Source organism: Paenibacillus sp. LT-B23, assembly GCF_059417685.1.
This window is the reverse complement of the sequence record NZ_JBSQBM010000002.1, coordinates 147,334-168,972: the sequence shown is the minus strand read 5'-3', so window position 1 is coordinate 168,972 and position 21,639 is coordinate 147,334. Positions and strand designations below refer to the sequence as shown.

At 47.0% G+C, this 21,639-nt stretch carries 17 protein-coding genes; 12 read left to right on the top strand and 5 right to left on the bottom strand.

Annotated elements, in window-relative coordinates; all coding sequences use genetic code 11:
• The first annotated feature begins 3 nt into the window (after positions 1-3).
• From ACWXW9_RS03455 to ACWXW9_RS03425, 7 genes are all read left to right on the top strand, one after another.
• Positions 4-180, top strand: a complete 177-nt coding sequence (locus ACWXW9_RS03455; protein WP_134912015.1) for a gallidermin family lantibiotic — start codon at positions 4-6, stop codon at positions 178-180.
• A gap of 169 nt (positions 181-349) precedes the next feature.
• Positions 350-1,078, top strand: a complete 729-nt coding sequence (locus ACWXW9_RS03450) for an ABC transporter ATP-binding protein (RefSeq protein ID WP_494928290.1) — start codon at positions 350-352, stop codon at positions 1,076-1,078.
• Positions 1,075-1,875 carry a DUF2705 family protein gene (locus tag ACWXW9_RS03445; RefSeq protein ID WP_494928289.1) on the top strand — a complete coding sequence of 267 codons (801 nt, stop codon included), beginning with the start codon at positions 1,075-1,077 and terminating at the stop codon, positions 1,873-1,875. The genes ACWXW9_RS03450 and ACWXW9_RS03445 overlap by 4 nt, the downstream gene beginning before the upstream one ends.
• A gap of 12 nt (positions 1,876-1,887) precedes the next feature.
• Positions 1,888-2,655 carry an ABC transporter permease gene (locus tag ACWXW9_RS03440; RefSeq protein WP_494928288.1) on the top strand — a complete coding sequence of 256 codons (768 nt, stop codon included), beginning with the start codon at positions 1,888-1,890 and terminating at the stop codon, positions 2,653-2,655.
• Positions 2,656-2,682: 27 nt separating this feature from the next.
• Positions 2,683-5,874: a lantibiotic dehydratase gene (locus ACWXW9_RS03435; protein WP_494928287.1), complete on the top strand. Its 3,192-nt coding sequence runs from the start codon at positions 2,683-2,685 to the stop codon at positions 5,872-5,874.
• The gene (locus tag ACWXW9_RS03430; RefSeq protein ID WP_494928286.1) at positions 5,871-7,754 is read left to right on the top strand and encodes an ABC transporter ATP-binding protein; all 1,884 of its coding nucleotides are present in this window, start codon (positions 5,871-5,873) and stop codon (positions 7,752-7,754) included. The genes ACWXW9_RS03435 and ACWXW9_RS03430 overlap by 4 nt, the downstream gene beginning before the upstream one ends.
• Positions 7,751-9,133, top strand: coding sequence for a lanthionine synthetase C family protein (locus tag ACWXW9_RS03425; RefSeq protein WP_494928285.1), 1,383 nt, complete (start codon positions 7,751-7,753; stop codon positions 9,131-9,133). The genes ACWXW9_RS03430 and ACWXW9_RS03425 overlap by 4 nt, the downstream gene beginning before the upstream one ends.
• 108 nt (positions 9,134-9,241) lie before the next feature.
• On the opposite strand, the gene ACWXW9_RS03420 is transcribed toward ACWXW9_RS03425, so the two are convergent.
• Positions 9,242-10,246, bottom strand: a complete 1,005-nt coding sequence (locus ACWXW9_RS03420; protein WP_494928284.1) for a cellulase family glycosylhydrolase — start codon at positions 10,244-10,246, stop codon at positions 9,242-9,244.
• Positions 10,247-10,412: 166 nt separating this feature from the next.
• On the opposite strand from ACWXW9_RS03420, the gene ACWXW9_RS03415 reads away from it, so the two are divergent.
• Genes ACWXW9_RS03415 through ACWXW9_RS03405 form a run of 3 tightly spaced genes read left to right on the top strand, consistent with a single transcriptional unit; the run spans position 10,413 to position 13,352 of the window.
• On the top strand, positions 10,413-11,645 hold the full coding sequence (locus tag ACWXW9_RS03415; RefSeq protein WP_494928512.1) for an ABC transporter substrate-binding protein: 1,233 nt from the start codon (positions 10,413-10,415) through the stop codon (positions 11,643-11,645).
• A gap of 16 nt (positions 11,646-11,661) precedes the next feature.
• Positions 11,662-12,528 (top strand): carbohydrate ABC transporter permease, encoded by an 867-nt coding sequence (locus tag ACWXW9_RS03410; RefSeq protein ID WP_014278657.1) that lies wholly within the window; start codon positions 11,662-11,664, stop codon positions 12,526-12,528.
• Positions 12,528-13,352, top strand: coding sequence for a carbohydrate ABC transporter permease (locus ACWXW9_RS03405; protein WP_494928283.1), 825 nt, complete (start codon positions 12,528-12,530; stop codon positions 13,350-13,352). The genes ACWXW9_RS03410 and ACWXW9_RS03405 overlap by 1 nt, the downstream gene beginning before the upstream one ends.
• Positions 13,353-13,459: 107 nt before the next feature.
• On the opposite strand, the gene ACWXW9_RS03400 is transcribed toward ACWXW9_RS03405, so the two are convergent.
• The 3 genes from ACWXW9_RS03400 to ACWXW9_RS03390 form a co-directional block, all read right to left on the bottom strand.
• Positions 13,460-15,154: a DUF4179 domain-containing protein gene (locus ACWXW9_RS03400; RefSeq protein WP_494928282.1), complete on the bottom strand. Its 1,695-nt coding sequence runs from the start codon at positions 15,152-15,154 to the stop codon at positions 13,460-13,462.
• On the bottom strand, positions 15,114-15,674 hold the full coding sequence (locus ACWXW9_RS03395; RefSeq protein ID WP_494928281.1) for an RNA polymerase sigma factor: 561 nt from the start codon (positions 15,672-15,674) through the stop codon (positions 15,114-15,116). The genes ACWXW9_RS03400 and ACWXW9_RS03395 overlap by 41 nt, the downstream gene beginning before the upstream one ends.
• 313 nt (positions 15,675-15,987) lie before the next feature.
• Positions 15,988-16,995, bottom strand: coding sequence for an acrylyl-CoA reductase family protein (locus ACWXW9_RS03390; RefSeq protein ID WP_494928280.1), 1,008 nt, complete (start codon positions 16,993-16,995; stop codon positions 15,988-15,990).
• Between the two features lie 355 nt (positions 16,996-17,350).
• Between ACWXW9_RS03390 and ACWXW9_RS03385 the strand changes: the two genes are divergently transcribed.
• Complete coding sequence (locus tag ACWXW9_RS03385) at positions 17,351-18,760, top strand: MATE family efflux transporter (RefSeq protein ID WP_494928279.1); 1,410 nt, start codon at positions 17,351-17,353, stop codon at positions 18,758-18,760.
• 429 nt (positions 18,761-19,189) lie between these two features.
• Positions 19,190-20,203, top strand: a complete 1,014-nt coding sequence (locus tag ACWXW9_RS03380; protein WP_134912029.1) for a LacI family DNA-binding transcriptional regulator — start codon at positions 19,190-19,192, stop codon at positions 20,201-20,203.
• A gap of 177 nt (positions 20,204-20,380) precedes the next feature.
• Here the strand turns inward: ACWXW9_RS03380 and ACWXW9_RS03375 are convergent, their stop codons facing one another.
• Positions 20,381-21,337: a sugar kinase gene (locus ACWXW9_RS03375; RefSeq protein ID WP_025683170.1), complete on the bottom strand. Its 957-nt coding sequence runs from the start codon at positions 21,335-21,337 to the stop codon at positions 20,381-20,383.
• Positions 21,338-21,639: the final 302 nt, after the last annotated feature.

Sequence of the window (21,639 nt, the reverse complement as noted above, 5' to 3'; positions counted from 1 at the left end):
GCAATGGCTGACAATTTATTTGATCTGGATGTTCAAGTAAACAAATCTCAAGGTTCTGTGGAACCTCAAGTATTGAGCATTGTGGCATGTTCTAGCGGATGCGGTAGCGGCAAAACAGCTGCCAGTTGTGTTGCAACCTGCGGAAACAAATGCTTTACCAACGTCGGTTCACTTTGTTAATCCAAGTGTTGCCTTTATAAAATAATGAATGGCTATTGTATATTAATAATCAAGCAAAAGAAGAAGGGACCTAGAAATCCCTTCTTCTTCCTTGAATAAAACATGGATTTTTCAGCTCTGAAACGGTTGGAAACATCCTTTATATCGGTTTGGTAATGGAGGAAAACGTATGTCTGATGCCTTATTGGAAGTCCAGCAGGTAACCAAAAAAATGGGGAAACGTGATTTGTTAAATAACATTTCCTTCGAGCTTGAAAGAGGGAAGATATATGGTTTCATCGGACCGAATGGAGCCGGGAAAACGACGATGATGCGGATTATGACAGGACTCATGCAGCCAACTAGCGGCTTTGTAAGGATTGCTTCATACGATGTGCAGACGGACCGGGAAAAGGCGTTGTCTAAAGTAGGCGCTATCATTGAATCCCCGGTCTTTTTTGATTATATGACAGGCAGACAGGTATTGCGTAATTTGTCTCGGCTGCACACGGAAATTAAGTCTTCGGATCGGGAGAATCATATTGAGGAGCTACTAAAAAGGGTGGGGCTGGAATCGCGGGGAGATGACAAGGTCAAAGCTTATTCTCTGGGGATGAAGCAGCGGCTCGGTATTGCCCAATCTATGCTGGGTAGCCCGGAGCTCCTTCTGCTTGATGAGCCATCCAATGGTCTTGATCCTATGGGAATGCGAGAGCTGAGAGATATTATTCTTCGTTTGCGCGATTCAGCTAATTATGCTTTTTTTATCTCCAGTCATCTGCTGGATGAATTGCAGCAAATGTGTGACGAGCTGATTGTCATCAAAGAGGGAACGCTAGTTTGGAAGGGGCCTGCTGATCAACTGGTTGAGGAAGGTCAACGGCTGGAGGATGCCTTTATAGGGCTTATGGGACTATGAAGCTACTCATTTACAGCGAGTTTGAAAGATTGTGGAAAAGGAAATGGTTCTGGCTCCTGATTTTATGTACACCCGTGTTGGCTTATTCTACAGGGGGATATTTTCTACGCATTATGAAGGTTCCTATGGAGGTATTATCTAAAAGCTTTATGGTTACAGGCTTGCGTGAAAATTTGTATTTAGTATGCAATATTGCGGTAGCTGCCTTGGTTGCTGCTGTGTATACAGAAGAATTTCGGAGTGGGCAGATGCGTTTGCTATTTATGCGTCGATTTACCCGTGGCCAAATATTTTGGAGCAAGCTATTCGTGGTTAACATCTCCATTTTGCTTCTTCTAGTGGTTTTTGCGGTATCCTCGCAGGTGATCGTTGAAGTATGGAGATCCTCATACGATCTAGGTGATACTAGTTTTCTAGGGAATAAATGGATCTATGTATTCGAATATTACGGTTGGGCATTTGCTTCGCTACTCGCTATAAGCTCCCTCTATTCCTTTATTGCTATGTGCAGCAAAAGTGTAACGTATGCGATTGGTGCCTGTATGACTTACAATCTGGGTGCCTTGCTGTTTGATGGATTATACCTAAAATTAGCTTCCCTTGCCCCTCATACTTCATATTTGCACGATGTCATTGCTTTTTTGCTTATTCCTTATATGCAATATACAGGGCTGGATGGATCGCTGGAGGGAAATGGGTCTGTGAATGGGGCGATTACCACAGTTGTCGCTTTTTATTTAATCTTTTTTACGTGGGCCGCATACCGTCGTTTTGCTGCCGGTGATTATTTGTATTAGGAGGATCTTTGTATGCTGGGAATTTGGCGAAGTGAAATGGAACGGATATGGAATCGAAAATCCACAATTTTATTATATATAGCTTTTGTACTTATCGTTATTGCAAACATTTGGAGCCTGAAAATAACAGATACAATGAGGTTCCGGTTCGGTGAAGGGATTGTTGCTGTTAACAATTTGAATTTGCCGTGGCTCATGATGAGTGAAGTTTCCTTATTTCTGATCACGGCGATGTTACCCATTTTGTATGTGGATCAGTTAAGCGGGGATATTCATTCTGGTGCATATCGCTTATACGTATTGCGGCCGTACCGGCGTTTTCAATTCTGGTTGGGTAAGTTGCTCGCATTATCAGTTACGACGATGTTTTTTACAGGAACGACCCTGCTTATAGGTGTGTTTGCCGGGTGGATGTTGTTCCCGAACGCCGCTACCTTTTTTAAATACGGTTCGACATTACCCTCCACCTCAATGGAAGCTGTCTCATACACCCTTGCGTTTTATCTGTTGCTCACGCTGGTTTGTCTAGCAAAGCTTATGCTGAGTAGTGTCGTGTGCTTGTTCATCTCCAGACCTTTGTTTGCCTTTATTGCCATTTTGGCTTTATCCATGTTTCTCTACCCCATTTTCAAGCCGCTTGTGGTATTAATGGACCCTTTTCAACAAATTATGCTTGCGTTAAGAGTGGATGGTTCCTTCAAATTCTGGATTTGTTTAGGTGTGACTGTACTACTGTGCTCCATCGTTAGCTTCACTCGTTGGCAAAAAAAGGTTATCTAGAAGCTTGGCTTAGAACGGAGGTTTCACATGAAGACGAAAGAAAACCTTTATAAAACCTTAGATTTCTTTATGCTCCGTACCCCGGTGCTGCCTATAGAAGAGTTTGCAAAATGCTTTCCAACCTGTGTCGGAGAAGATGAGAAGGTCAGAGAGGTCACATTGCATCATCTATCCGAATGGTCCAGCAACCCATTCATACGTGAAGCACTGGCAGCCTCCAGCCCTACGTTGCTTGAATCTTTATTACATATTAGCAACCCGGACAATCCGCGCAAACAGGGACAGGTCATCAAAGCCTTCATGCGCTATATTATCAGAATGATGACACGACCCACACCGTTCGGTTTGTTATCGGGGGTCACATACGGGCAATTCACGGAACAATCACAGCTTTGTTTACGAGGGACGGATACTTATCAAAAGCGTGCAAGACCCGATATGGAGTGGCTGCTGAAAGTGATGGAGCTGATTGAAGGCCGTCAAGAGGTGGTACGTCAGTTAAGGATTCAGCGTAACACCTTAATTTACCGTCAGGGCAACCGTGCTAAAATTCCCTATACGACAAGGCACGGAAGTATGGTTGACGGTGAAGATCAGAGTGTGTCCGTTCGCACGACCCAAGTGTTTGATTGTGTGATGGACGTAACCTCGGTCCCCATCCCTTATCTGGAACTGGTCGATCATCTCCAAAAGGAATTTGTGGGTGCTAGTTCTGAAACGATTGACCGTTATGTGTGGCAGCTATTTGAGCAAGAATTTCTGATTTCTGAGCTTATTCCTCCTACGACGACTCCTGACCCGCTAAATCATATACTATCCACCTTGAAACACGTAACGGGTATGGATGAATTCAAACAAAAGCTTATTTACATTGCAGATGCTATTCATGAATATAATGGTTTACCTATCGGTCAGGGAGAAGAATTTCTGGCTGAATTAAGACGCTATATGGACGATATGTTCAGTGTGAAATCCAGTTTGCAAATCGACCTGTCTATGGAGGATCGAGGTATGTCCCTTCCGCACGCCATTCGTAAAGATGTTGAGCGTGTTGCTGACTTGTTGACCAAGCTTTCGACGCGTGAAAACAGACCCTTGGACGAATTTTGTGTGGAATTTCTGGAGAAGTACGGGCCGTACCGAGAGGTTCCCTTGCTGGAGCTGCTGGATGAGGATACGGGCTTAGGGGCTCCCGCAGGCTACAAGCATCCCCTGAGTCGCCGAGTGCGACTAGAGAATATGTCTCCATCCAAGTCGAGAACGCATTATGAAAAGCTTTTATTTCAATGGTTCGTGTCCTGCATTCATGAAGGAAAGAATGAAGTCGTGCTGACAGATGCCATGATAGACGAAATTGTAAAGGGGCAGGAGCAGGGGAAATGGCTCGCAGCACCTTCTATGGAATTGATCTTTCAGCTTTCTGCCTCGGACCAGCTGGCTGTGGATCGCGGCGAATATACCTTGCTGTTAGGACCTAATCAGGGGTCTGATGGGGCGGGGAAGACATTCGGGAGATTTTTGGACCTGTTTGGGCAGCCTTTTGCGGACCTATTCTCTCAAATTCAGCTAGAAGAGCAACGATTACAGCCTGAAAAGCTGCTGGCTGAGATATCCTACTTGCCTAGCTCGGGAAGAACGGCGAATGTGGTGTTAACGCAGCACACCCGGCCTTATGAAATTGCAATAGGAACCAATCACATCATGCCAGAGGAACGGCAAATTCATGTTTCGGACCTCGCCGTAGGAGTACGGAACGACCATTTCTATTTGAAGTCGATGAGCCGCAATCGTGAGATCATTGCCAGAGCCGGACATATGCTCAATGCGGAATTGACCCCTAACATATACCGCTTTCTCTTGGAGGTCAGCGACGACGGTTACCGACATTGGTCGCCTATGGAGTGGGGGTTCGTCGCGCACGCTCCTTTTACTCCGCGTCTAAGATATGAGCATATTATTCTTCACCCGGCGACATGGAGAATGATATGTGATTCAACACTGAATGCATCCAAGGACGCGGGGCTTTTTGAGAAGTGGGTGCGTCAGTTCCAAAAAAAATGGAGCCTGCCGCGTTATGTGTACATGATTGAATTAGATAATCGCATTCTGCTGGATATGGAACACCCGCTGCATATGGAGCAGATTTGCAAGGAGCTTCAAGCCAAAGGCAAAGTCACTCTGATTGAGCATATAGGTGCAGTCGAAGATATGCCCGTTTCTCGCAACGGTAGCCGTGTAGCGGCCGAATTTGTGTTTCCGCTCGTGCGTCGCAACCAGGTTGTTGATGCGCATCGTTTTGGAGAAGAAGTGGCTGCTTCCCTATATATAGATCAGGAGGAAACCAATCACCATCCCACAGAAGCGGCCTTTGCTTATTTGCCGGGTAGCCGCTGGTTCTACGCGAAGCTATATGGTATGAACAGTCGGCAGGATGAGTTTATTGGTGGGTACTGGGAGGAATTTGTACGCCAGCAACAAGATAGCGGTGTGATCCTTCAGGGCTACTTTATCCGCTATGCTGATCCAGATAAGCATATTCGCGTTCGGTTCGAACAGTCGGAGAATCGGGAGGGCAATGCGTTCCTTTCCCTGTTCCATCAATGGACAGAGACGCTTTTGCATGAAGGATTGATATCCAGAGTGGTCATTGATACCTATGAACCTGAAATAGAGCGTTACGGCGGGAAGGAGCCTATGGCGTGCGCGGAGCGAATGTTTTCCTGCGACAGTGAGGTAGCGGCTAGGCTTGTACATCTGATCCGGTTCAGCCAGACCTCCTTGCAGCAGGATGTGATCGCAATCCTAAGCGTCATTAACCTTCTGTCTCAGTTTGGGTACAGCGAGGAAGATACCTTCAAGCTCCTGAATCAGCATTTTGACGTCAAAGAGTATTTGGATGATTTCCGCAAGGAAAGAAAGTTCTTTTTACAATGGATGGCATCGGATCAGGAAAATCTAAATTCGATTCAATCCAGCCGTGACTCCATAGAGAGTATTTTTAACATGAGAAAAGAAGCGGTAGCGGGGTATAACCGTGTGATCCATGAACAGGAAGCGAAGGGGGGAGCCACCAATACAAGAGATGATATCGTATATAGTGTGATCCATATGCATCTAAACCGATTACTAGGGATAGACAGGGATCGGGAGCGTAAGGTGATGATTATGGCCAGACATGCGATGCACAGCTTGATTCAGTATCGGTGGAATTGCCAATGAGTAGCGTGCAGGAAAGTACAAAGCTTGAGGTTGAGTCCATCTGGAGGTCCATACGACAAGGTTTAAAGCTTTTTAGACTGGTATTTGGTATGAATAAGCCATATATGGTTTCCAGTATTTTTTTGCACATCGTCCAAGGCTTGATGCCTGTTCTTACATTGATTATTATGCAAAATCTGCTCAATAGCATTGTTTCTTCCAGCCCGCAGGGCATTTCCCTGATTATGCTTCAATTTGGTCTGTTTATAGCCATTCATGTATTAAAAAGTGTGGTGACGATGAGTCAAAGCTATGTAGAGGGCACGCTTGAAGCTGTACTGTCCAAGTCCCTGAATATTATGATCGGAGAAAAGTCAGGTTCCTTGGGACTGGCGGATTATGAAAATTCGGAGATCAACGATCAGCTAAAGCGGGCTTCTCAAGAGGCTTCTTATCGTCCGTATCAGTTATACACTCAAATGGCAGGCATTATATCGAGCTTGGTTACCATGCTGTCTTCTGCAACGCTGCTTTTCCTATGGAAATGGTGGGTTGTCGTCATTCTTTTTATAATCTCTTTGGTATCTGTGTATTCCATTTTCAAATTAAATAAAGAACAGTTTGAAATTTACATGAATCGTACCCCGTTATATCGGGAGTCCTGGTATATGACCTATTTGCTGACCAATGATCGTGCGGTCAAGGAAGTGAAAATGTTTAATCTGGGACCTTATTTGCTGAAAAGATACAGAGCTTTATTACAACGATTTTTTGTAGAGGACAGACGAATATTGGGCAAAAGGGTTAGGATTACGTTTCTGTATAGCTTACTGGAGCTGACGGTTTTGCTATGGGTCGTATGGCTTGCGATTCGGGAAACCTTTGAGCAAAAATTATTAATAGGCAGTTTATACGGCTACATTCAAGCTATTATGCTGACCCAAAGCCAGATGCAGGCCTTGATTCAGGGGATTGTCCAATTTTCGCAAAACAATCTGTATATGGAGCAGTTATTTCTATTTTTACAGTTACCCACATCGGATCCGGTTCGTCGTCAACAGGAACAGGCGCTTCCGATCGGCCCGGAATGCAGTACCGGCTTTGGTATTGAGCAAATTTCAATAGAAGGCGTTTCTTTTACTTATCCCGGTCAAACCGAGCCGTCCATTCGGGATATTCATTTAACAATGGATAAAGGCCAGACCATAGCCATTGTAGGGAAAAATGGTTCAGGGAAATCAACGCTCATGAAGGTGCTGATGCAGCTCTATTCGGATTACAGCGGTGTGCTCAAATTGAATGGGCGTCCTGTTCAAGATTACGATCTGGAACAGATTCAGGAGAAAATAGGCGTGGTATTTCAGGATTTTATGCATTATGAAATGTCTGCTCGTCACAATATCGGCTTTGGTTCGCTGGATCATATGGGGCAGGATGAGGAGCTAATGCATGCTGCCGAATACGCAGCTATAGACCGCATTATAACCCAATTGCCACAGGGCCTGGACACACAGCTTGGAAAATGGTTCGAGGATGGCTACCAGCTCTCGGGAGGCCAGTGGCAGCGGGTGGCTATCGCAAGGGCCTTTTTACGGAAAGCGGATGTGTATATTTTGGATGAACCTAGTTCTTTTTTGGACCCGGTGGCAGAGAGGGACTTGCTCGTCTTGTTTCTGGATTTAATGAAAGACAGCATCGGAATTTTTATTACTCATCGGATTTCCTCAGCACGTCTGGCTCAGAAAATTGTGGTGATGGACAATGGTTTAATTGTGGAGCAGGGGACCCATAGGGAATTGATCTTACTGGATGGGTTGTATGCAGAGATGTATAGGATTCAGGCCAGTTCGTTCAGTGAAGAAGATTCCTTAATCGAAGCCGGAGGGAGAGTTTCAGGATGACGACGATTTCATATACATGCGACAGTTGGATACCCGTCGAGGGGGAAATAAAAGATAGGATATCTGCGGTCTTGCTGGAGATTGCCGAGCGTTATAGAGACCCGGAGCAGGTTCGTTTATGGATGAAAAAAGTACCTCCGATCGAATCTGACGGAATGAAGATTGAGCGTTGGTCAGATGAGAGCTTGGGAAGCGGGTTTACGGGCATATGTTTGCTGATGGGTCAGTTGGATCGACTCTATCCCGAGGATGGCTGGGATAGGGTAGGACATCAATATCTGGAGCGGATTCGTTTGGTCATGGAACAGCAAGGTATCCATGATCTGTCGCTGTATAGTGGGTTAGCAGGTATTTTGCTGGCCATTCACTCCTTATCGAGAAAGGGTACGCGCTATCAAGGGATGCTAGACACTCTCGCCTCCTGGTTCGAAGAATCCGCGCTGCATAGTGTGGCTTTATGTCAAGAGCAATGGGAAAAGGGACAGCTACAAATGAGTCAGTATGACGCCATATCAGGTTTTACGGGGATAGGACGTATCGCCATGTTATTTTCTGACCGCCCCACTATGCGTACGGTATGGAACCAGACCATTGAGTTATTTCAAGTGATGTGCAGCGACCGAATTAGGAATGGCCATTCTGTACCTGGCTGGCACATTTCCTCAGAACATCAGTTTCAGGAGAATGAAAAGCTGCAATATCCTCAGGGGAATTTCAATTTAGGACTTTCGCATGGTATTGCAGGTCCCTTATGTTTTCTGAGTCTATCTGCTCTCCATGAAGCGGACTCCCCTCTTTTAGTGAATGATATACATAAACTGGCCAAGTTTATACATCATTGGCGCGTTCAGGATAAAGAGGGCATAATTTGGCCTGATCGGGTTTCTTTTGAGGAGTGGCTGGATGACCAACCCTTGCCGAACAGCGCTCAAAATCATCGTGATTCTTGGTGCTACGGTGTACCAGGCATTGCACGTTCGATCTGGCTGGCAGGACAAGCAGTTCACAATGAAGAATGGATTGAAACGGGACTTCGCGCCTATTTGGATATAGAAAAACGGCTTTATCGCAACGGGGAATTAACCTCTGCCACATTGTGTCATGGTGTCGGAGGATTGCTGCAATTGGTTCAGCGTATGTATTCAGATACCGGGCATGAGCAGCTAGGTGCGATGCGGAATAGGTTACTGGAAGATGTATTAAATATGTTCGATTCTGAATCGCTGTTTGGTTTTTATGATCACAGTCTACTGGCTGGAAGAATGGAAGAAGTGGATGAGGCTGGTTTTCTGAATGGCAGTGCGGGTGTTGCTTTGGTGTTGGCTTCATTGATCGGGGGAGAAAATCCGGAGTGGGACGCTGCTTTTTTAATTCGCTAAAACGGAGATATAAGCTTTAATTGATAAAAAGGAAGATCCAGTCGACCATTAGCGGGTCGCTGGATCTTCCTTTTTAAGTACCAATACCTTGTGAACCTCAGTCAGACCTTAGTACACCGAAGCTGTCTTCGAAGTGTTCTTGATGCCGTTGGCATCGTTCAATATGATATTGCCCCATGTCGTCGGCGTTTTCCAGTCGCTGCTGTTCACAAGGTCAAGCCATGCGTTCTCGCTGTTGTTGCCCGTCCAGGACCAGGCCAGATAGCCGATGCCTTTGGCTTGGGATTGCTTCATGACCTCATAGGGATTCACGGTGGTACCCAGATTGTTGTTGCCGTTGTTGTAGTTGTAGCCAAACTCGCCCACGATGACAGCCAGCCCTTTATCCTTAATGGCTTGCAGCTCAGAGCCGATTTTGCTGGAATCATTGTAGTTGGCGTACATATGGACAGAGAACAGCAAATTATGGTTGGGATCATGCTGTAACAGCTCAACGCCATGGGCCTTAATGGGGGAGGCATATTGTCCCCAGCCGGAGCCGTCAATCACAATCGTATTCGGCAAGCCTGCGTTGCGCAGCGTGGTGATGGCCGTTTTGTAAGCGTCCCGCCATGCGGCTTCGGTGAGGTTGTGGTCACCCCACTCATTCGCGATATTCACGAGGACATACTTCTGGTTATCGGCCAGTACCTTTTTCACCGCTGGATCAGCGAAATAACGGGCCATATCGTTCAAACGGTTGGCATCATTGCTGCCTGTAACATCGTGCAGTTCAACGACAGAGATCAGCTTGAGCTGTTTGGCGCGGTTGATAATTTCCTCCAGTCTTTGTGCTGATCCATTCGTCTGCCACACAATGCGAACGGTGTTGGACTTCGTCGCCGCAATGGTATCCAATGCCTGGTAGGCTTGTGTATCAAACCAGATATGAGGGTTATTTACTCCACGCATGACAAAGGTATTCCCGTTTGCATCCTTCAGACTGGTTCCGCTTACATGAAATCCTGAGGCTGCAAACGATGTACCCCCATTCAACAAACCCATGCCGGAAAAAAGCAGAAACACTACAGCGAATACCAGTACCTTTTTGCCATATAACCGCCAATCTCTCACAAACCAACGCCTCCTCCTCTATAGTCAAGTTAATCCTATGTTGAAAATGAATACATATTACACCTATTGTGATGTTGGAATGACATATCGTTTCTTTTACATAGACTTCGGGTATTAATTGTCTAGTCACGCAATAGATTGACATAGGGGAAAAGGAGGTATGAGTATGTGGAAATGGGGCAAGAGGCTGTCATTACTAGCTTCGATACTTCTAATGGCGATTATTGTAAGCGCATGCAATAAGGATGACGCGTCAGGCAAGGTGAAGATTGAATTTTTCCAGAACAAGCCGGAGGCCAAAGGTTCCTTCGATAAGCTGATCTTCCGATTCAATCAGGAGCATCCCGGCATTGAAGTGACACAGGTCAACCCGCCGGAGGCAGAGACGGTGTTGCTGACCCGGGTTGTCAAAAATGATGTACCTGACATTGTGGGGCTTGGGGCCACCGATACTTATTCCATTTTGGCGCAGAGCGGTATTTTTACGGATTTGGTGAATACGGAGTTGCCGCGTACAGTGGACCCAATCTACCTCAAAATGCTCAAGGATGTGACCGGGGCCGATCCGGTGTACGGAATCCCTTATGCCGCCAATGCGAATGGTGTGATGTACAACAAAACACTTTTTAAGGAAATGGGATTACAGGTGCCCAAAACGTGGGACGAACTGATCGCAACGGCACAAAAGATCAAGGCCGCAGGCAAAATTCCGTTCTATTTTACATATAAAGATGATTGGCAGACGAACCTTCCCTTTAATGCACTTGGTCCGAATCTGGTGGGCATTGATTTTTTCCTGCAACGACGTGCAAATCAGGTCACCTTTCAGGACAAGTACCGCGAGGTTGCGGAAAAGCAGCTGGAGCTGCTGAAATATGGACATGGCGATAATTTTGGCAAAAACTATGCGGACGGGAACCGTGCCTTTGCTAATGGACAGGGGTTTATGTATATCCAGGGCTCATGGGCGATATCTGAAATCCGCAAGGCGAACCCGAAGGTGGAGCTTGGATTCTTCCCGTTACCGACAGGGAACGATGAAAAGGCGGTCAAGCTGGTGTCTGGTATAGATACACTGTTAGCCGTGTCGGAGAGCACTCCGCATAAAAAAGAGGCCGAGGAGTTCATTGCCTTCCTGCTGAAGCCGGAGAACAGCAAGCAGTATATTACAGAGCAGACGCTGTTTTCAGCGGTGAAGGGAGTCACGCAGGATGATCCGAGTGTAGCGGAGCTGCTGCCGTATTTTAAATCCGGACGTGTGATTGATTTTGCCGATCATTATATTCCGAAAGCCGTACAGTTAAATTCCATTGTGCAGGCCTTCCTGCAAAATGGAGACATCGACGCTTATTTGGAGAAGCTGGACAGTGAATGGGATAAGGTAGCTAACCGCCGATAGGGGAGGAGGATAAGACATGAATAAGCGACTAACGGCTTTCTATTGGATGACCGTGCCGGCTGTCCTGTTGTTTTTTATATTTTTGACATTACCTGCCTTGCAGGGCTTTTATTATTCGCTCACGAACTGGAACGGCTTTGGTCATCAATATCACTTTGTCGGGTTCAAAAACTATGTCAATCTGTTTCAGGACGATAATGTGGGGAACGCATACTGGTTTACCTTCAAGTTTGCCATTGTGGTTACGATTGCGATTAATGTCCTCAGTTTACTGATTGCGCTGGGGCTGAATGCTAAAATACGGTTCCGTAACTTTTTCCGGGGCATTTATTTTCTGCCTAATATTTTAAGCGTGCTGATTGTCGGGTACATATTCAATTACTTGTTTTCGAACGTGTTTACGATTTGGGGGCAAAATTTAGGTATTACCTCATTGTCGACGAATATTTTGGGCAGCGAACAGTTGGCTTGGGTGGGGGTTGTGATCGTAGCCGTATGGCAGGGGATTGCCTTCAATACGATTCTGTATCTGGCCGGGCTGCAAACCATTCCAACAAGTCTGTATGAGGCATCCAATCTGGACGGTGCAGGCAAGTGGCGTGAATTCTGGAGTATTACGTTTCCGCTGATTGCCCCGTTTTTTACGATCAATATGGTATTGGCGATGAAAAATTCTCTTATGGTGTTCGACCAAATCGTGGCCTTGACGAACGGAGGGCCGGGGCGGGCGACACAGTCGATATCACACTTGATCTATACAGGGGGCTTTAGAGGCGGGGAATTTGCTTATCAGTCGGCTAACTCTGTCATTTATTTTATTGTGATTGCGATGATTTCCATCTTACAGCTGCGATTCCTCCAGAGAAGGGAGATGGATAACTGATGAGAACGAACAGACGTACCAACTGGCCTGTACTGCTTCTGGTGACGTTGGGAACGATATTTATCCTGTTTCCCCTCTATATGACGGTGACGATTGCGCTTAAAAATCCCGAGCAGATGGCGCATTCTGCCTTTGCCTTTCCGACCGAGCTGCACTGGGAAAATTTTAGTCGTGCGGTGGAAATGACCAACTTTTTCAGCGCTTTTCAGAATAGTGTGATGGTCACGACATCAACGGTAGTGCTGACGCTGCTGACCAATTCCATGGTCGCTTATGCGATTGCGCGTAATATGCAGCGACGCTTTTTTAAGGGGTTATATTTTTACTTTGTGAGCGCGATGTTCATTCCTTTCCCGATCATTATGCTGCCGATTGTCAAATTGGCCTCGGGACTTCACATGACCAATCTGTTTGGTCTGATTATGCTGCATACGGTGTACGGGCTGGCGTTTAATGTGTTCGTCTATGTCGGCTATATCCGCTCCATTCCGGTGGCGCTGGAAGAGGCGGCTACGGTAGACGGGGCGACGACATGGGGCACGTTCTGGCGAATCATTTTTCCGTTGATGGCACCGATTAGTGCTACCGTTGGGATACTCACCTGCCTGTCCACCTATAACGACTTTCTGCTGCCGCTTATTATTATCAGTGACCCGGAGCAGTACACGCTGCCGCTCGTTCAGTATGTGTTCCAGGGACAGTTCAATACAGACTTTAATCTGGCCTTTGCCTCGTACCTGATGGCCTTGCTGCCGATGATTATCGTTTATCTGATGGCACAAAAATGGATCATCAATGGCGTTACGCAAGGCTCCGTGAAGTAAGCGGAAATACAATAACTCCAACCACATCGCAGCTCACTGGGAAAAATAAAGGTGTCCCATATATCGCAGCTCACACAGGTATATGGGACATCCTTTTTATAACATTGCTATTTAGATGCTTCGCTTTGGGTCGTCAGAGGCTGTATGGGTACAGTAATCTCTGCTTCTGGTTCGTCCGTAGTATAGAAGAACATATAGATGGAAGCCTCGGTTCCCTTGAAATTCTTATAGACATCAACTGCTTTGTTAATGCCGTCCCCTGTAAAATTAGCCGAGATCTGTTTACCCAAAATCCGTTCTTTACCCAGGCCAATATGAGTCTGGTTGATCCCGCCAAATCGAGCGTCCTCGCTTTCAGTTTCTACGAACAAGTCTGCCCCTTGCTTGTAGTAGGTCCACTTCACGGGATAACCCCCGATTTGTGTAGTCAGCGTCTGTTTTTGTTCAGAAATATCCGTTAAACGCTGCGGCGTTTTGTCATCCGAATGGATCGTAACCTTGTATTTACCCGTAAACGTAATCGGTGTGTCCTTGGTAATCACAAGATCAGAGGGTCGTTCAAAACGGATGGTGGTCAGATCAGGAGTGCTGCTGGGTGGTGACCATTTGTTACCCTCTAACGTTTTACCGTTCACGGAGAGGAAGTATTTTTGATAAGGGATATCGGCGAATTTCTTCTTGCCTCTGATCGTAAGGCGGATTTGCGTAGGTGTGACAACCATCTGTTCCATTGTGAAATTCGGATTTCCTTTCTCCAGCGGGATATTCAGTGCTGACTTGATTGTTCCGCTTTCCATCCGTTTTTTGCTTAATTGCAGATCAAAATTTATCGGTTCATCTATACTTTTCTCGGTTTTGGCATATTGCAGCTTGTAAGTAATTTGCCCTTCCGGTACATGTTCTCGGATAAAATATTGCTGTGCTGTATATTCCCCGTTATCTCCGGGTTTGCCAAAAGCCCCTCCAGGCTGCGACATCACAGGCTCTCCGTCTTTGTAGGCAATGATTTGCGGATTATCCCATCTCTTGGGTATCGACGAATCGAAGGTAATCCCCGAGGACAGCATCAGTTTATCCTTCCCTTGTTCAAATACCTGCACCTTCATATCTTGTAAACCGTCACGATCCAGTGTGAAAGTTTGTATTTTGGGAGATTGGGTATCAAGTGGTAAATCCAACTCCTGTATGCTGTCAAGCTCTACATGTTCTACGGTCAGCCGCATGTTCTCTGTGTCCTGCTGCGGTGTCCAGTCACTTTCAAAGTACCCGTTGTACTGTTGATTTTTCGGGTCCCATTGTTGAAAGTTATACTCCCCTTCACTGTTTTTCCCCGTGGCGTTTTTAAGTGTTATGCCTTTGACATTCCAAAACTCGTTGTCTGCCCGTTTTCCGACCTCCAGGCTGTACAGGATCACGGTCCGGTTCTCATCGACAATAGCTGTATGCAGCGTCAGCTTCACACCGTCTCTGGTCACAGACTGCTCCAGCGGTTGCCCAAGGTCTTGATTTAGAGCTGTCTGAATGCCGCTTCTTCCGTGTAACAAATTGTCCCAATTATAATGGATGGCGGCATAGACGGGAACTGCAACCAGAAGTGCACTCAGAGAAGCGGTAATCGTTATTTTGCGCCAATTTTTGTGTCGGCGTGGAGTAACTGATTCGACTGATTCGGAAGCATTTGTTAAAGTGGAGGCAGTCTGTCCTGCCTGTTCCATCCGATCCCACATCTTCTCGAAGTCAGGATAGGCAACTCCCGAATCATCATTTAATTTGCGCTTCAATGCCTGTTCTACTTTTTTCATAGTTCTCTCCTTCCAGCTCGGGAATCTGTGCGCCTGTATCCCTCAGTATTCGCTCCATTAGCCGAAGCCCTTTGTGTGTCCTTGATTTGACGGTTCCCAGCGGGATTGTCAGCAACTCGGATATTTCTGTCAGCGTGAAATCATGCATATATCGGAGTGTTAGCACAGCGCGGATTTTGGCCGGAAGACGATTCATATAAACAGCCCATTCCTCTGCGGATTCGCGCTCCTCCACCAGCCTGTCTACGGGCTTGCTTTCGGTCCCGGTGAATAAATAGGGATTAGCCGACACCTTCATATGCAAGCTGTTTCGGCGTTTAAGGTAATTCAGACAATGGTTTACTGTAATTTTCATAATCCAGGCTTTTAGGTGTTCGATATGTTCGCGATTGCTGCGAAACAAAGTGATAAACACTTCCTGAGTTAAATCTTCTGCATCCGATGCATTATGTACCATATAGTAGCAGGTCCGGTATACATCCCGTTGATACAGATCAAACAAATCTCGATTGCTCTCCAATATGTGCCCTCCTTTCCTGTGCAGGTTACCTATATAACAACTGCGGCTCCAAAAAGGTTCATTTGTTGTGAAAATTAAACGTCTGCGTCGATGTATTTCGCTTTTCTTCAAATGTATCATGTTTTTTTGTACCATTATTTTCAGGTTGCTTGCTCATCCATTAATGAAGTAATGGTAAAACACAAAAGAAGCCTGTAAATCTCAAAAACTGCAGATTTACAGGCTTCTTACATTTTCCGAAGTTAGACATGAAGGAATGAACAGTCCTATACGCGGAAGTACACTGACGGGCAACGTGCGGATATACTTCCGCTTAGTCAGCCACCCGCACGAGCGTTCTGCCTTGCGAGCGGGCCGCCAGGATGTCCTCCAGCGCGTTTGGCAGGTCAGCCAGTCTGATTTCGCGCTCGACAAGCTGCTCCAGCCGTTCCGGCTTCCAGTCGCTGCCAAGCCGCTTCCAAATCGCTACGCGGGTTTCATAAGGGCAGAAGACGGAGTCTATGCCCAGCAGGCTTACGCCGCGCAAAATAAACGGCAGCACCGTGGTAGGCAGTTTGGTACCTGCCGTCAGACCGCTCACGGCGACGGAGCCGTTGTAGGCGACTTGGCTGAGCAGCGAAGCGAGCGGCTTCCCGCCTACGGGATCAATGGCCGCTTGCCAGAGCTGCTTGCCGAGCGGCCGGATGCTCTCCGCGCCATCGTAGACCTCATCGCGGGAGATCACCTCAGTCGCTCCGAGCGCCTTAAGGTAGTCGTCCGCCTCGGCTTTGCCGCTGCTGGCTACAACATGGTAGCCCCTCTTGCCCAGCAGGGCAATCGCGGCTCCGCCTACACCACCCGTTGCTCCGGTGACGAGCACCTTACCTTGATCCGGCGTAACGCCGTTTTGCTCCAGCCGATGTAACGACAGGGCCGCGGTAAAGCCGGCTGTCCCGTAAATCATGGCCTCTCTTGGTGTGAGCCCGTCCGGAAGAGGAACCACCCAGTCCGCAGGCACGCGTGCATATTCGCTGAATCCTCCGAATTGAGACACGCCGAACCCGTAACCGGTAACGAGAACAGCTTGTCCTTCGCTGAAACGGTTATCCTCTGAAGAGACGACGGTTCCCGAGCAATCTATACCTGGCACAAACGGATAGGCTTTGACAATATTTCCATCCTTGCGGGCGGCAAGCCCGTCTTTATAATTGATGCTGGAATAAGCGACACGAATCAAAACTTCTCCAGCAGGTAAACTGCCAGTTTCCAGAGAGCGTACCTCTGCTTGAACTTCACCGTCCTGCGTCTGATCGACGACAAGGGCTTGAAATGATTGAGTCATTTATAAAAGCCTCCTTTATTACAATATAAGTCTTTGATGGCGGAATAGTTTAGTATACTTCACAAATCATGCGTAAAAAGTATACAACTATCCGCGCAGCCTGTCAGCGGCAATGCTCACAGGCCCATATTCTATGATACCCTTCTGCTCATAATTCCGTCGAAAAAGCCCGGATTACAGGGGCTATCTTTGCCATATTGTGTTTCAATAAAGTTCGATAATCAATTGAAAGAAAGTGATAAATGAATTCTTACGTGTTTTGCAAATCATTTTACGCAAACGGGATGTATTTTCAGAATGACTGTGCTAACATACCTTTTGATCGTTAAATTAATCTATGAAGAAAGGTGAATGAATGACAACCAGAGCACTAAAAAATGGTTCGGTATTGTCCGAAGCCAAGGAACTGAATTTGTTCCGTTTGACATGGCCTATTTTCCTTGAATTGTTCCTGTTTATGCTAATGGGAAGCGTCGATACATTCATGATCAGTTCTGTATCTGATAATGCAGTGTCGGGTGTGGGCGCGTCCAACCAAATTATTTCAATTGCTATCCTTGTACTGGAGGTTATCGGCAACGGCGCTGCTATCGTCGTAGCTCAATATATCGGTTCTAAAAAGCTTGTCGAAGCGGCCCAGGTTACGGGTACGGCCATTACTTTGAATCTAATGGTGGGTCTTTTGCTTAGCGTGATTTTTCTCGTGTTTGGTACTCATATGCTGCAATGGCTGAATGTCCAGGGAGATATTCTGGTTTATGCGGAATCGTATATGAGCATCGTCGGGGGTGCCATTTTCCTTCAGGCATTGATTAACGCGCTGGCGGCGACGATTCGTACACATGGTTTTACCAAGGAAACGATGTATGTGTCTGTGCTGATGAACGTGATTCACGTCATTGGTAACTATGTTTTGATTTTCGGACATTGGGGAATGCCTGCGCTCGGCGTAGAGGGGGCAGCTATTTCTACGGTAGGAAGCCGCTTTGTGTGTCTCCTGATTTTCTTCTGGCTGATGTACCGCGTAACCGAGGTGCGTGTCGAGTGGAGATATTACGTTCAGTTGTCCAAAAAGTTCATCGCTAAAATTTTGCGCATTGGTGTACCCTCCGCGCTGGAGTCCATCATGTATCAGTCGTGTCAGCTCATTTTCACACTGTACGTGACCTATCTGGGCGCAGAAGCGATGGCGACCCGTCAATATGCCAATAACATTTCGAGCTATATCTACTTGTTCAGTATGGCGGTCGGTATGGGTACGGCCATCGTGGTCGGAAGACTGGTTGGAGCCAGACAGAAGGATACAGCCTACAAACGTGTAATGAGTAGTGTAAAATGGGCGCTCCTCGTGACCGTTGTTATTGATGTGGTGGTTATCTTTTTCCGTGTGCCTTTGCTTGGTCTGTTCACCGAAAACCCTGAAATTATCCGTTTGGGAGCACAAGTCATTTTACTTAGCATCCTGTTGGAAACCGGCCGGACGACGAATATCGTCATTATTAACTCCTTGCGTGCCGCAGGAGATGCCAAGTTCCCGGTCTTCATGGGATTGATCTCCATGGTCTGCATGAGCTTGCCACTCGGTTATCTGCTCGTGTTCAAACTGGATATGGGGCTGGCAGGTGTGTGGCTGGCGATTGCTGCCGATGAATGGACACGTGCAGTCATTATGTATGTCCGCTGGAAAAGCCGCTTGTGGGAAAAACATGCGCTGATTGAGCACGATGCACCAGATCAGCCTGCAACCCCGATTCCGGCACACTGATTCGAGGATCATTTATGATTATGTAGAGGCAGTTCAAGAGAGCATCTTGAACTGCCTCTTTTTGCTGCCCTGAGAGTAAATAGTAGTTTTATAAGCTGATCTAAAAAATGTACATGGAAAACGGAGTAGGCGGAATGGTGCTGTACAAGCGAAGCGGTCGCTTTATAAGCTTTCCGTAGGAAAGCTCGCTTCGGAAGCATCACATCCCCGGATTTCTACTCTGATCATAGGCTTAATTCCAGAAATCCGGGGGCGGTGGCGATGGGAAGCACCATCCGTCTGCGCAGTGGCACGATAGGTAACTTTTAAGTTCAGACTATATAATCATGGTATTCATAAATAGAAGTATGGTAAATTTACTAAAAAAAAGATATACTTTTGTTGCACTAATGCAGTGCATGCAGTACATGAAGGACAAGGAGCGTATCCATGAAGAAACCGACGATTGAAGATGTTGCCCAGAAGGCGGGAGTGTCTAAAAGCACAGTCTCGCAGTTTCTGAACAAACGATATAAATACATGAGTGACCAGACCAGAGACCGGATTTCCGAGGTCATTCAAGAACTAAATTATCAACCTAACGGACTGGCTCGCAGCTTGAAGCAGAACCGGACGTTTATGGTGGGTGTCATTGTAGCCAACATTGATTACACGCTGTCGATCCAGTCCATTCGGGCTATTGAGGAGGAATTGCAGCGTTTTGGCATTCAGGTAATCATCTGTAACGCTGACGAAAATCCGGACAAGGAGAGCCAGTATATTGAGATGCTCAAGGCCCGTCAGGTGGACGGCTTGATTATTTTCCCGACAGGCAAGCATGCGGATATTTATAACCAGCTCATCCGTGAAAAGTATCCGCTGGTGTTTTTGGATCGTCTGGTAGATGGTGTGAACACGCGCAGTCTGCTGCTGGATAACGAAATGGCGGTCAAGCTGGCGATTCAGGAGCTGGTGGCCCATAAGCATGAACGGATCGCGCTGATTACCCTGCCGCTTGGACTGAACCGGATTACTCCGAGGGTAGAGCGGTTGAGCGGGTACAAAAAGGCGCTGGAGGAGCGTGGCCTCCCTTTCCGTGAAGAGTACATGCGCAGCGTGCCGAAGGAGGATATCCAGCAGACGCTGGAGGAGCTGTTTCAGTTGCCGGAGTCGCCTACTGCGCTGCTGGCCGGGAACGATATCGTGCTGGCAGAGGTGCTGAAATATGTGAATGCCCGACGTATACGCATTCCGGCCGAGCTGTCCATTATCGGAATTGACGATGCGGAGTTTGCCCATATTTACAATCCGCCGATTACGACCATTACGCAGCCGATTGCGGATATGGGAAAGCAGGCGGCAAAAACGTTGCTGTCCAGCATCGAGGAGGGCGGCGAATCGGTTCCGATCATTTATCGCTTTGTACCTGATTTAAATCGGGGCGAATCTGTCAAAACGTTGTAGAGCATCATCAGGCATCACGTTATAAAAGTAGCCCGTATTCCTTTCTGCGTCCCAAGCCTGTACGTACTAATCAGGCTGCGCATAAGTGAATACGGGCTATTTAGGTTATCTTCGAAGATTCCTGATTCATCCTTGCGAATCCGGCCGTGAAGAAAAAGGCAGGGGAATAAACCCAGCCTAATTCGTGCTGGCGCTGAGTAAAAAAGACTCCAGCTCAGCTCGTGTCGGATAGCCGTCCATGTCTCCGGCTGACATGACAGCCAATGCGCCGAGGGCGTTGCCGCGTTTGACCGCTTCGGCAAGGGGCAAGCCCTCCAGCAGTGCGCTGATGACGCCAGCGGCAAAGCCGTCGCCCGCCCCGACGGTATCGACGACATGTTCCACGCGGAAACGTTTGACATATCCTTCTGCATCGGCGGATTTATAATACGCGCCTTCCGTTCCCAGCTTGATGATGACCAGCGAAGTACCACGGTCAAGGTAGAAGGAAGCGATATCCTCTGGTGAGGTGTAGCCTGTCAATATTTTACCTTCATGAATGCCCGGCAGAAGCCAGTCGCAACCCTCAGATGCCTCGTTAATCGCCTCCACCATCGTTTGCGTGTCAGGCCATAACTTGGGTCTGAGGTTCGGATCGAAGGATACGGTTTTCCCTGCCTTTTTCATAAACTGCCGCGCATGTCGGGCGAAGTCACGACACTCAGGGGAAAGGGCGACAGAAATACCTGTAAAGTGCAGATGGCGTGCCCCGGCAAAGTATGCCTCGTTGAAATCGGCGATGCTTAATGTGGAAGCGGCAGAGTGTCTGCGAAAATATTCGACCTCCGGGTCTCCGCTTGTGACTTTGGATTTAATCAGCATCCCGGTGGAGTGGTTTTTGGTAAACATGACGTTCTGAGTGTCGATCCCCTCTTGACGCAGCGCCCCGGCAATGAACCTGCCGAATGCATCCTCGCCTAATTTGGTCACGAGTCCCGCCCGCAGTCCCAACCGCGCCAAACCGGCCGAAACATTCGTCTCCGCCCCGGCCAGCGCTTTGGTGAACGAACGCACCTCATCCAGAGAGCCTGCCTCATTGGCATAAAACATGGCCATCGGTTCTCCGAAGGTAACAGCATCCAATGTTGCGGTCATTCTAAATTCCTCCTTTGTTTAGTAAACTAAATCTGTAAGCGTATGCACCAACTGAATAAATTGAAATTATCACATAAATCGGTTTTTCACAATGAGGAAGTTGATATATTTGTTAAAAACTTTTTGGATAATGTAGATAAAAAAATATGATTTTGTTTATCAAAAGGTAAAAAGAGTGTGAAAGTTCGTGAATATTAAGGATTTTTCAAGGAATAGTGAAGATTTGGGTTGACACCCTCTTAGATAATAATTACAATTCTAGCTAAGAAGTAGAGTTAGAAACCGCTTTTATAACGATTCCG